Source organism: Staphylococcus sp. TCBT05 (genome assembly GCF_055179755.1).
The window spans coordinates 1,183,184-1,196,078 of record NZ_JBUQDQ010000038.1; the positions used below are offsets into that span (position 1 = coordinate 1,183,184).

Annotated in this window: 12 protein-coding genes; 6 read left to right on the forward strand and 6 right to left on the reverse strand. The window is 33.1% G+C overall.

Going from position 1 to position 12,895, the window contains the following annotated elements:
• Positions 1-118 precede the first annotated feature (118 nt).
• Positions 119-1,414 carry a penicillin-binding protein PBP4 gene (gene pbp4 / locus ACY191_RS12760; protein ID WP_042738122.1) on the forward strand — a complete coding sequence of 432 codons (1,296 nt, stop codon included), beginning with the start codon at positions 119-121 and terminating at the stop codon, positions 1,412-1,414.
• Between the two features lie 548 nt (positions 1,415-1,962).
• On the opposite strand, the gene tagD is transcribed toward pbp4, so the two are convergent.
• The 4 genes from tagD to ACY191_RS12780 form a co-directional block, all read right to left on the reverse strand.
• Positions 1,963-2,361: a glycerol-3-phosphate cytidylyltransferase gene (tagD, locus tag ACY191_RS12765; protein WP_042738121.1), complete on the reverse strand. Its 399-nt coding sequence runs from the start codon at positions 2,359-2,361 to the stop codon at positions 1,963-1,965.
• A gap of 92 nt (positions 2,362-2,453) precedes the next feature.
• Complete coding sequence (locus tag ACY191_RS12770) at positions 2,454-3,512, reverse strand: glycosyltransferase family 2 protein (protein ID WP_229366975.1); 1,059 nt, start codon at positions 3,510-3,512, stop codon at positions 2,454-2,456.
• The gene (gene tarB, locus ACY191_RS12775) at positions 3,509-4,603 is read right to left on the reverse strand and encodes a teichoic acid glycerol-phosphate primase TarB (protein WP_229366974.1); all 1,095 of its coding nucleotides are present in this window, start codon (positions 4,601-4,603) and stop codon (positions 3,509-3,511) included. The genes ACY191_RS12770 and tarB overlap by 4 nt, the downstream gene beginning before the upstream one ends.
• Before the next feature lie 151 nt (positions 4,604-4,754).
• Positions 4,755-5,555 carry an ABC transporter permease gene (locus ACY191_RS12780; protein ID WP_042738118.1) on the reverse strand — a complete coding sequence of 267 codons (801 nt, stop codon included), beginning with the start codon at positions 5,553-5,555 and terminating at the stop codon, positions 4,755-4,757.
• Positions 5,556-5,933: 378 nt separating this feature from the next.
• Between ACY191_RS12780 and tagH the strand changes: the two genes are divergently transcribed.
• Entirely contained in the window at positions 5,934-6,728 is a 795-nt protein-coding gene (gene tagH, locus ACY191_RS12785) for a teichoic acids export ABC transporter ATP-binding subunit TagH (protein WP_042738117.1), read from the forward strand.
• A 600-nt stretch (positions 6,729-7,328) separates the two neighbouring features.
• Here the strand turns inward: tagH and tarA are convergent.
• Positions 7,329-8,084, reverse strand: a complete 756-nt coding sequence (gene tarA, locus ACY191_RS12790) for an N-acetylglucosaminyldiphosphoundecaprenol N-acetyl-beta-D-mannosaminyltransferase TarA (RefSeq protein WP_107579341.1) — start codon at positions 8,082-8,084, stop codon at positions 7,329-7,331.
• 304 nt (positions 8,085-8,388) lie between these two features.
• On the opposite strand from tarA, the gene ACY191_RS12795 reads away from it, so the two are divergent.
• Positions 8,389-9,141, forward strand: a complete 753-nt coding sequence (locus ACY191_RS12795; protein ID WP_229366973.1) for a M50 family metallopeptidase — start codon at positions 8,389-8,391, stop codon at positions 9,139-9,141.
• 258 nt (positions 9,142-9,399) lie between these two features.
• Here ACY191_RS12795 and ACY191_RS12800 read toward each other — a convergent pair whose 3' ends face one another.
• Entirely contained in the window at positions 9,400-10,044 is a 645-nt protein-coding gene (locus ACY191_RS12800) for a metal-dependent transcriptional regulator (RefSeq protein ID WP_042738114.1), read from the reverse strand.
• Positions 10,045-10,164: 120 nt separating this feature from the next.
• On the opposite strand from ACY191_RS12800, the gene ACY191_RS12805 reads away from it, so the two are divergent.
• The 3 genes from ACY191_RS12805 to mntC are packed head-to-tail and all read left to right on the forward strand — an operon-like array spanning position 10,165 to position 12,669.
• Positions 10,165-10,896, forward strand: coding sequence for a metal ABC transporter ATP-binding protein (locus ACY191_RS12805; protein ID WP_229366972.1), 732 nt, complete (start codon positions 10,165-10,167; stop codon positions 10,894-10,896).
• Positions 10,897-10,912: 16 nt separating this feature from the next.
• Positions 10,913-11,746, forward strand: a complete 834-nt coding sequence (locus tag ACY191_RS12810; RefSeq protein ID WP_042738112.1) for a metal ABC transporter permease — start codon at positions 10,913-10,915, stop codon at positions 11,744-11,746.
• Positions 11,743-12,669: a manganese ABC transporter substrate-binding lipoprotein MntC gene (gene mntC / locus ACY191_RS12815; RefSeq protein WP_042738111.1), complete on the forward strand. Its 927-nt coding sequence runs from the start codon at positions 11,743-11,745 to the stop codon at positions 12,667-12,669. The genes ACY191_RS12810 and mntC overlap by 4 nt, the downstream gene beginning before the upstream one ends.
• Positions 12,670-12,895 lie beyond the last annotated feature (226 nt).

The window sequence follows — 12,895 nt, forward strand, 5'->3', positions numbered from 1 at the left end:
AACATGCGCAAAACAATATTCCGCCCCATTTTTAGCAATGCAATAGTTTTGCTAACAACATACAATATGCTAAACTAGGTCTATTATTAAAAAAACTGAATATGTTAGAGGGTATGTTATGTTTAAAAGATTAATTTTGACAATTATCGCTTTATTTTGCGTCAACGTAATTATAACACCTTTTGCCGATGCGGAAACAGTAACACCTACTCAAGCGGCAAATCAATATGGTTATAATGTATCCGACGCTTATCAGCCAGAAGGTGCTATGAATATCGCTCAATCTGGACAAATTTTATATCAATACAATGCAAACCAGAAATGGTACCCAGCATCAATGACTAAACTGATGACTATGTACCTAACACTTGAAGCAGTAAAAAAAGGTGATCTCTCTTTAAAGGACAAAGTGAAAATTACGCAAGATCACTATCGTATGTCTACACTTCCAGAGTTGAGTAACACTAAACTTTATCCTGGTGAAACATACACAATCAAAGAATTACTACAAATTACTGTTTCAAACTCAAGTAATGCTGCTGCACTTATTTTAGCTAATGAAGTCTCTGACAACACTTCAGACTTCACCGATAAAATGAATGAAAAAGCAAAAGAAATTGGCATGAAAGATACACATTTCGTAAACCCAACTGGTGCCGAAAACAAACAATTAAAAGACTTTGCTCCTAAAAAGTATAAAAATGAGGATAATTCTACTTCGACTGCAAAAGACTACGACATTCTATCCCAACGTGTGATTCAAGATACACCTAAAATTTTATACTTTACAAAACAGTTAGCACCAACCCAACATGGTGTAACCTATTATACATTTAACCATTCACTTGAAGGTGCTGATATGAGCTTAAAAGGTACCGATGGATTGAAGACTGGTTCAAGTGACCAAGCTGACTACAATCATACTATAACAACGAAACGTAATGGTTTTAGAATTGTACAAACAATCATGGGTGCTGGTAATTACAAATCATTAGGTGGCGAAAAGCAACGTAATATGATGGGTAATGCATTAATGAACATGTCGTTTGACCAGTACAAATACGAAAAAATTCTATCTAAAGGCGAACATAAAATTAACGGTCATACATATTATGTAGAAAAGGACCTCTATGATGTTTTACCAAAAGATTTTGATAAAGATGATTATAAAATAGTCGTAAAGGACGATAAGGTACACATCGAATATGATCGTGAATTTATTTCTAGTAAATATGGTCCACCTTCTGTAGAAGTGAACAAACCACTCGTGCACAAAGCTACGACTGTTGTTAAATCTACATGGGATGACCATCCAATTCTAACTTTATTAGGTATGTTATTGATTATTGCAGCCATTGCAATTGTGATTTATCTCATCATTGAAGCAATTCGAAAGAAATCATCTAAAAAATAATCTTTGCTTTAGTTAAACTACAATGCTGTAACTTGTTGTAGCATACTAATAATTTATGCATTACAGCACAATCTATCACTACAATCGAAAAATAGTCTTGGCCATATAGTAAAGCCACTGTAGAAGATTAAATGCATCTTTTGCAGTGGCTTTTCATATTTTTATAAGTATTACTCGCTTTCATAGTGTATGCGTTGCTCCTTAGCCTTGAAATCTTCCTATCCCTATATAGCTATCACACACAATGCTTCAAGCAGAGAAATTACGATCACCTAATTTAATCCATATCGTTCTGTAAGTTTATGAGTTGCCTAATCTTTATGCTATTTTATACGTCGACTTCTGTAGGAATAGTACAAGCCGTAGACTACTGGATAAAGCTCCACCAACAGAAAGTGTGCATAAAAATATGCCAACAAGTATTTTAACTTGTTAGCATTAAATGAATGTTATGACAAATATTAAAAAATATCGATACACTCAGTAATCAACATTAACAGCACGAATCAAAGCAAGCACATGTATCATTAATATACATCTCGCTTAAATTATTTAGCTGAATCACCATATAATTCTTTCTTAATTTTAGTCGTTGAAATACCTTCAGTACGATTTAAATAAATCACTTCACATTTATCTTTCAAGAAGTCAAACTCGCCTTCCCAATCATGGCCCATTACAAATTTATCAATTTCATAACGGTCAACATCGATTTCCTTTTGACCCCATCCACTTTCAGGAATAACAAGGTCCACATAACGAATAGATTCTAACATCATTTTTCGTTGTTCAAAATTATAATATGATTTCTTGTTTTTCACACGGTTAAATTCGTCAGTTGATAATGCCACGACTAGATAATCGCCCATTTCTCTCGCTCTTCTTAATAGTTCTATATGTCCGTAATGTAACAAATCATATGTTCCATAAGTAATTACACGTTTCATTCGCTTAATCTCCTTAACATAAAATTAAATTAAAATTTACATTTTTAAGAATTATAGCATAACAAACTTAAGTTTACGAATATTCGAAGAATTTAGCGATTTAGGTATTGTTTCAATTTTTGCTTTCCTCTAAATGTTGTACGCTTCGGTAATACTTCAACTTTAAATCTCAAATAATTTGGGCGACCAATGCCACATCTTAATAATGCTGATCTCCACTGCTCATACAATGCTTTATTCCACTTTGTACTACCCTGTTCAACTACGTTGACAATTCTAAATAATGCTTCACCAGAATAATCAGTCCTTTGCATATCATCAAGATAATTGATTACAACATCTAATAAGCTTTGATTAAGTTCACTATTCTGAGTTAGATATGCTTGTATTAAATAACTGACAATTAACTCGTCCATTCGATAGCTATAATAGATACGTTGGTTTCTCAACGGTAACAAGGGCATTACTCTAGCTCTAGCTTCCCTAGCATCAGACATATAGGCAAGAAATTCTGTTGCTCTACGTTGCGTAACCGATCCTTCGACTTCATGATAACCATAGACAATTTCTGATAGCACTTGAATATCCTTAGCCTTACGATAGGCTTGAATAATAAAGGAATGCTCCTCACAAAATACAATATCCTCATCAAAGCGCAATGATTTAAAGTCTGCACTAAATAATTTTGCTCCTGGTCCGATTGATTGCATAATTTCAGGACTTTGAGCTAAACTTACTTTCATATCCTTGCACATCGCTTCATGCGTCGGTACTGGCTTCCACTCTCCAGATACACCTCGTCCTATTTGACCAATGACAATTTCAACATTGCTATCCTTCTGATAACAGTTAGCCATCAAATCTATTCTACCTGGCAAGAATATATCATCCGCATCTATAAACATAAATACATCGCCACTTATATTAGTTAATCCGACATTTCTACTGGCAGCCGCACCCTTATTCTCTTGATTAATCACTTGTATATGCTTATATTCCTTTTGCAATTGCTTCAGTACGTCTTGTGTATCATCTGTAGATCCATCATTAACACAAATCACTTCAAAATCATGTTTAGTATCTATAGATGCAATTGTACGCCTAATTGTACTTGCTGCATTATAAACTGGAATAATTATTGAAATTTTCATACTTTCACCATTTCTTCTATAGTTTCTATAACTTTCGTTAAACTTTGTGTCACATTATACTCATGCCAAGATTTAAACAACGGTTGTAAGTCACTTTCATACTTTTTGATATTTTGAATCAATTCACCTTCATTATATACCTTATACATGTCGGGAATCTCATAATAAAAAGTATTCAACCCTCGCTCAGTTTCATATTGTTGTTCATCATAAACATAAAGTAAAGTCGGTTTATTCAATAAACTTGCCTCAATTGCCAATGAGCTATAATCACTAATAATGATATCAGCCATAATCATTAAAGATTGTAAATTGATTTCTGTATGTTGTTCATTGACTATAGATGGGTGCAATTTACTAAATAAAGTATAGTTCGGTAATGCAGTTTCAAATTTATGTTTATCTATCGTTCTATTCGCTTGGTGATGTTCTCGATAAGTCGGCACGTATAGTGCAATTTTACCTTTAATACCATATTGTTTTTTTAATTCTCGTTGTCGTTGTGTAATATCAACCGTACGATACGGTACTAATCTTGGCAAACCTGTTCTAAGCATCTGTGCATCTGTTGCTCCAAATGATTCTTTAAAGCATGTTACCATTGGTTCACCACCAACAATGTATTTATCTGTCGCATTATAAACTTGTCGATATTGTTCAACCATTTTGTTATTATTCAAATCAACTTGGTGATCTGTTAATCCGAAATTTTTTAAAGCTCCTGCAGCATGCCAAGTTTGAATAACTGTTTGCCCCTCTTTCTTGAGAAAGCCACCCATGAGTAAATAGTATGTGTCGATAATAATAACCTTTGCTGTACTCAAATATTTCAAATGTCTATAAAGCTGTTTATTGCCTGCCAACACATAAGTTACATGTTCCAAATGCTGGGTATATTTTCTATGCACATCCTTACCAATTACTGTAATTTGATAATCCCCTTTTCGATTGAGCCCTTCAATAATGGGTAACATATCCTCTGGAAATGTCATCAAAATAACAATACTTTGTTGTTTCACCTTTTTCTTACTGAAAAGTATATTTAAAAATTTTGTCATAAATATATATAGTGCTTTTATCACTTGCCTCAAATTATTCACCGCCAAATGGATTATATTTCATCAGTCCTTTTATTATATCTATCTTAAAGTAAAATTTATAGAAAAATCCTTTGACGACATTACTTGCCATCAAAGGACCATTGAACTCACTATATTCAACTTTTATTGTCTATTTGTCATTTTACATAAAGTCTGCAAAGTGATCTCTATAACGCATATGCAAAATAGAACCAATCATAAATAAGAACAGTATAATAAATAAATTATATAACGTTAATTCCCAGTGCGTAATAAAGTACCATTCTTTATGCAACACTGCAGAACGATATGCTTCTGCAAGATAGTAAATCGGATTCAATTGCATTACCTGTTTAACAATACCTTCAGGCGGCACAATAAGAATTGAAGATGCAAAGAATACCATTCGCATCAGTGCTTGAATCGCTTGTTGTGTATCCTTTACTAACACACCTAACGTTGAAGTGAAAAGTGCTATTGTTGTCGTTAATATCAATGCAAAAGGCACATATAATAATAATTGCAATGTATAAATAGTAGGATAAAAACCAGATATCGTACACAATAATATCACTACAACCAATAAGGCAAGGTGCCCATAAAATCTACTCATAACAATGTAAGACGGAATAATGGATAACGGAAAATTCATCTTCGCAACATGATTATACTTTGTAGCAATGGCTTTAGTTCCTTCTAACACACCTTGGTTAACAAAGAACCACATACTAATACCGACAAGCAACCAATAAATAAATGGCACACCATCAACATCACTATTACTTCTGATACCCAGACCAAATACAAACCAATAAACCATGATTTGTAAAGCTGGGTTGATTAACTCCCAAGCCATACCTAGATAATTATTCGTGTTTGAAATTTTCAATTGGAATTGGGCTAATCTTTGAATTAGATAAAAATTCTTAATATGTTCTTTAAATACAACCCACACAGCATTCATTTAAATAAACCACACTTTCAATCGATTTGACAATATTGTATTTCTTTTTCACTTTGGTTAAACAATATACTGCGAAACTTTTATAAATATCATAACAATTTCTTTGCTAAGTTTTAATAGTATAATTTTTTATACGCTAGCCAAATCAGCAGTAACTTCATAACAAATACAATTGTAATTTTTAAAACAAACAAAAAAACATTAATTTCTTTTTTCTTAATAGTTGATTTTATGCCAATTATTAAGTAAACTTTAACAACTGTATAAGTCTAATAATAGTAAAATAGTACTCACTTACTTTACAATAGGTTAATAAATTTAACAACCAATATAATATATAATATACTTGAAGTAACTGTAAATAAGGAAGGTAAAAATATGAATGTATCAGTTAGCATTGAAAATGTAACTAAAGAGTACCGTATTTATCGCAACAATAAAGAACGGTTAAAGGATGTTATCATACCTTTTCACAAAAATAAAACTTTCTACGCACTTAACGATTTATCTATCACTGCTTATGAAGGTGATGTCATCGGACTTGTTGGCATAAATGGATCGGGTAAGTCTACATTAAGCAATATGATTGGTGGTTCATTATCTCCTACCGAAGGACATATCGAGCGCAATGGCGATGTCAGTGTTATTGCGATAAGTGCAGGATTAAATGGTCAATTAACAGGCATTGAAAACATTGAATTTAAAATGCTATGCATGGGTTTCACACGTAAAGAAATTAAAGCACTGACGCCACAAGTCATTGAATTTAGTGAATTAGGCGAATTTATCTATCAACCTGTTAAAAAATATTCTAGTGGTATGAGAGCTAAACTTGGTTTTTCTATCAATATTACAACCAATCCGGACATTTTAGTTATTGACGAAGCATTATCAGTTGGTGACCAAACATTCGCTCAAAAATGTCTCGATAAAATTTATGAATATAAAGCACAAGGCAAAACAATTTTCTTTGTCAGCCACAATATGAAACAAGTACGTGAATTTTGTACTAAAATCGCTTGGATTGAAGGCGGAAAATTAAAAGAATATGGTGAACTCGATGAAGTATTACCGAAATACGAAAAGTTCTTAAGTGGATTTAAAAAACGTTCTAAAAAAGAACAAAAACAATTCAGAGAAGAATTAGATGCATCAAGATTCGAAGTAAAATAACTAATAAAATTTAATAATACAAAAATAAGACGTAACAAGCTGTTAAATTAAAGCGCATTGTTGCGTCTTATTTTTGAGCGTCATAACTGTCGTTTTCGATTCAACAGTAAACTCATGAATTTATGTGTATCGGAAATACATTCCAATCGTCAAAATAAAAGAGCTATTCCTTGATGGATTAGCTCTTTCCACAAATATCATACACGTTATTTTATGTCTGTTTTTTTATGTAGCATCACAATTTTTTGGACGTATTTTGGTGAGACTCCTGAGGGAACAGGACAAGCTGAAGACTACAGGCTGAAGCTGTCCCCTAGGAAAGCGAACCAACAGTACCAAATTTTAAATAAAAAGCCAGTTTATAAAGTATTAAGCAATTCTTAAATTCATAATTGATGTTATATTTCGACACAAATTTAAAAAGAAGTCCGTAGTGTGTTTTTTATGTAGCATCACAATTTTTTGGACGTATTTTGGTGAGACTCCTGAGGGAACAGGACAAGCTGAAGACTACAGGCTGAAGCTGTCCCCTAGGAAAGCGAACCAACAATACATAACTCTTGATAATATTAAATATTCACCTTCTAAATAACATCTATTTTAAACATTTTTACGCTTAAACTTCATTTTCAAAACATTTACAATAAATTTCGGTATTGCTTTCGTTCTGCCTATGCGCTTCCAATCTATAATCACACGATAAACCCACTCTAAATTTAACTTTCTAAATAGTTTCGGAGCACGTTTCTTAGTACCACTAAATACTTCAATCGATCCACCTACGCCCATAAGCAAAGTCTGTTCAAATTGATTAGCATGCTGTTCAATCCAAGACTCTTGACGTGGATATCCCATCCCAACAAATATATAATCTGGATTAAATGCTTTAATTTGCTTTACCACCTTATTATCTGACAGTTCAAAGAATCCATGGTGAAAATCAAATTTAACGTTAGGAAACTGAGCTTTCAATCTTGCATATGCTGCTTTTACAACCTCATTTTCTGCACCTAATAAAAATACTTTCTGATGTTGCTCATTTGCTATATTCAGACAAACTTCCATTAATTCAATACCCGGGACTCTTTCTTTTAACGGGGTTTGTAATAATTTAGATGCCATAACAACACCTGTACCATCCGCAACAACATAGTCAGCAGAATTTACCAATGCTCTATATTCAGTGTCTTGTTGGGCATAATCTACGATTTCAGGATTGGCTGTAACGATAAATAAATTGTGTTGTGTTTGTTTTTCGAAAAAATATATAATGTTTTGTTTCATATCAGCTAAAGTTACATTATCAAAAAATACTGACAATACATTTATACGTCGTACTTGCTTAGTTTCATTCATTTATTCAATTCTCCTATCTCCATGATTCCATTCTACTTTATGCTTATTTTACTGTCATATTAACACAATCATTATAGTCAACATATTATAATATAATACGTCCATTGTTAAAGATACATCAAAAGTCCGTATCCTTTATCCTGTGATATCCTATATAATTTATCTTATAGTTACTCTAAACTATAAATCATTTACATAAATTATCCATTTCATCTATGTCATCCCATCAAAGACGTGATAGTTTTTGATTCATAGTTTTATGGTACTTATAGCACCAATGAAATTTAAAATCGAGGTAGTATTAATGACTTATATACATGATTTTTTCAGCTCCACCATACAATTGAATATATTTTCGGTCATCGTTGTTGCTTTACTTTATATTGTCATACACAACTATCGCCATAAACCATTTAATCGCTTTTTAGATATATATTTAAATTATATCCCTGTTCTAACTCATGAATTTGGACATATACTTTTTAATAAATTGAGTAATGGTAAGGCTAAAGATTTAGTCATCGTCGCCTCACCTAGAGAGCGCGCTGAAACTTCGCAACAAGGTTATGCTATCACTCAATCGACAAGTCGTATTGGTCAAGCAATCACTACATTCGGTGGCTATATTATGCCTCCTTTAATGCTACTTATCGGGTTTGCAGCAATTAAATCGACTTACCCTAGTTTATTTATAGCAGCTTATCTAGTCATATTCATTTATTTTGTTATTTTAACATCTAGAAAATTATTACCGACACTCATCATCTTAGTGCTCATCATTGTATTATATTGCTTATTTCATAGTGATAATCAACTCATGATGACATATGTCGTTACTTTTACGTATCACTTTATTATCGCCGTCTTATTAGGCGAAGTCTTACAATCATCATGGACGATTGCTCGATTGACTTTTTCTGGACATTCCGTAACTTGGGATGGTAGTACATTGAAAGACTTAACCCATATTCCAACAGTAATATTTAGTTTGATTTGGATTGGTATCAATCTTTTTGTCGTCTATCTTTTCATCACAAACTATTTATTTAATGGGTAGCATTTTAATATCATATAGACACTTTAAAGACTCGATCGATGCCTTTTAAACACTGCATCAATCGAGTCTTTATTGCCTATAGTCATACTGGCATTCCCATTTTTTATAAACTAAAAAACAGACCACTGCATGACTTGCATCTCGTCGTACAGTAATCTGTAATCTATCCGTATCTATATTATTATGTAGCTATAAACACTACAATATCTGCTCCACTTACCTAGCGTCTCAGCTTGTAATATCCTCACAGTCTATCCTTTATTTCTCAGCATAAATATGCTCGGCATTATCATAGCTCAATATCGTAATATTATCTTCTTTCTGCACAATAATTACTTTATTCGTATCATCTTTATTAACTATTGAAACCTCTTCATCGATCAGTATATCTTTGCTCGTTAGATATACTAAAAGTTCTGTTCTATCTCTCACACGCTTAATCGTTACCTTGTCCCCTGCCTCAAATGATAACAAATTATTTGTATATAGTTCTTTATATTGATTATTTCTCGGAATGACACCGCCATGTGGGCAAGTAATCGGATATTCTAATAATTTGTCTAATCGTTCGACAAATAAATGTGATACTCGATGCTCCAATACCTCAGCTTCTTGGTGCACTTCTTCCCAATTATACTGCAACACTTTAATTAAAAATAATTCTAGTAATCGGTGCCTTTTAATTATATCTAAAGTATATGTTAAACCTTGTTCAGAAAGTTGGACGCCTTTATATGGTTTAGTAGTAACATAACCAGATTTTTCGAGTCGGCTAACCATCTCACTGACTGAAGGTGGCTTAATGTTTAAATACTGTGACAAAGTCTTATTTGAAACGAATGAACGGTCGCCGTCATGCGTTAAAATTGCTTTTAAGTAATCCTCTTTTTCTTCAGTTAGCATTCTCTCACCTCTCAAATCATTCACTTTATTGTACCACGAATCTACTTGACACGCTAAAAGTTCGTAGTATATTATAATATAAATTAGGTTAACCTAAAATTTTATTTAAGGAGGGCTAACGTGTTAAAAATTCAAAATTTAAATCTTACTTTAGGGAATAAAAGTGTGCTAAAAAATATAGATTTAGACATACCTATCTCCGGGGAAATAATTGGCATTATGGGACCAAACGGTGCAGGGAAATCATCGTTATTGAAGTCGATTATTGGTGAATTCAAATCGACTGGTGTAGCCAATTTAGAAGAACGTCCTGTCCAAAGTGCGCTTAAAGACATTACGTACATTCCTCAAAAAGCGCATATTGATTTAGATTTTCCAATCAAAGTTGAAGATGTTATCTTATCTGGAGCTTATAAAGACATCGGTTGGTTTAAATGGGTCAACGGCGATACGCGCTTGAGACTAAACCAATTGTTGCAAACTTTGGAACTACAGGAATTGCGACATCGTCAAATTTCTGCTTTAAGTGGTGGTCAATTACAACGTGTACTTGTAGCCCGTGCACTGATGACTGAAAGTAAATTATACTTACTCGACGAACCATTTGTTGGGATTGATTTTCATAGTGAGCAAATCATTATGACACAATTACGCCAGTTGAAAGATGAAGGCAAGTTGTTACTTATCGTCCATCATGATCTATCTAAGGCTGAAGAATACTTTGATCGTGTAATTCTATTAAATAAAACACTTCGCTATTTTGGAGATAGCAGCACAGCAATGCAACCCGATTATTTAAATCGTACATTCCTTAGTGCTACTGCTGAAAATGATAGCGAAGTAACACAGTAGAAAGGACGTAACTGATATGGATTTTATTCAACATTTATTTGACTATTTGTTCCTTAGAAATGCCTTAATCATTTCCATTGTCGTAGGTATCGTCTGTGGTACTGTGGGATGTTTAATCGTTTTAAGAGGCCTATCACTTATGGGTGATGCAATGAGTCACGCAGTTCTACCTGGCGTAGCACTATCATTCTTCTTCCAAATTCCTATGTTTATAGGTGCCTTAGTCACAGGTATGATTGCCAGTATCTTTATTGGATTCATCACTAAGAGTAGTAAGACTAAACCTGATGCTGCAATCGGTATAAGTTTCACTGCATTTCTAGCAACAGGTATCATTTTGATCAGCGTCATCAATAGTACGACAGATTTGTACCATATCTTATTTGGTAACATACTTGCCGTAACACATGCTACGTTCTGGTCAACTATCATCGTCGGCATTATCGTAATGATTCTCATCATTGCATTCTATCGACCATTGATGGTTTCTACATTTGATCCTACATTCAGTAGAATGAGCGGGTTAAATACGACACTAATTCATTATTTTGTAATGCTATTACTGTCTCTTGTTACAGTTGCTAGCATTCAAACAGTTGGTATTATCTTAGTTGTTGCACTATTAATCACTCCTGCCTCTGCAGCATTTTTAATAGCGAAAAAATTGCGTACTATGATGATTATTTCTAGCTGTATCAGCACAATCAGTTCAATTGTTGGACTATACTTCAGCTATGTATATAACTTGCCAAGTGGTGCAATGATTGTTTTATGTGCATTCTTTATTTATATTTTAGTGTTTATTGGTAGTAAACTTAATTTCTTTAAAAGGGAAGGAACAACTGTATGAAAAAAATAATTTCAATCGCTCTTATTTTCTTATTATTCCTAGCCGCGTGTGGCAATGGAAAAAGCGGTACAAGTTCAAATGAAAAATTAAAAATCGTAACAACTAACTCAATTTTATATGACATGGTTAAAAATACAGCAAGTAAAGATGTCGAAATACATAGTATTGTACCTGTAGGTCAAGACCCTCATGAATACGAAGTAAAGCCTAAAGACATTAAAGCACTTACAGATGCAGATGTCGTGTTCTATAATGGTTTGAACTTAGAAACTGGTAATGGATGGTTTAAAAAAGCACTTTCACAAGCTAATAAATCATTAGACGACGACAAAGTAATTAAAGTATCAAAAAATGTAAAACCAAACTATCTTCATGGCGCTAAAGAAGGAGACGAATCAAAGCAAGACCCTCATGCATGGTTAAGCTTATCTAACGGTATCAAATACGTTGAAACAATTAGAGACACATTGTTAGAACGCGATAAAGGTCACAAAGATGAAATCAGCAAAAATAGTAAAGCCTATATCGATAAACTTACAGAACTAAAAAATTCTAGCCAAGAAAAGTTCAATGATATTCCTAAAGCAGAAAGAAATATGATTACTAGTGAAGGGGCATTCAATTACTTCTCACAACAATATGACATAAAACCTGGTTATATTTGGGAAATCAACACTGAGAAACAAGGTACTCCTGAACAAATGAAACAAGCAATTGATTTCGTAAGAAAGAATAACCTTAAACATTTACTAGTTGAAACTAGTGTAGATCATAAGAGTATGGAAAGCTTAAGTGAAGAAACTGGCCGCGATATCTACGGTGAAGTATTCACAGATTCTATCGGTAAAAAAGGATCTAAAGGTGATTCTTATTATAATATGATGAAAGAAAATATCGAAACAATCCATGGTAGCATGAAGTAATCATAGATTTGGGCTATTAACCTCATTGAGGTGAATAGTCCCATACCGTACGTTACCCTCCTAAAAACGTACGGTATGGTGGTATTCAAGCCTTAAATAATCTCCCAAAAATCATAAATGGTAGGCTCCTCCCCCCATTTATGACATGTAGCAGCTAGGTTATACACCTAGAAAAAAACCACTTGAAGCCTATCTCATTTAATTGAGTAGATAGGCTTCATTTTTT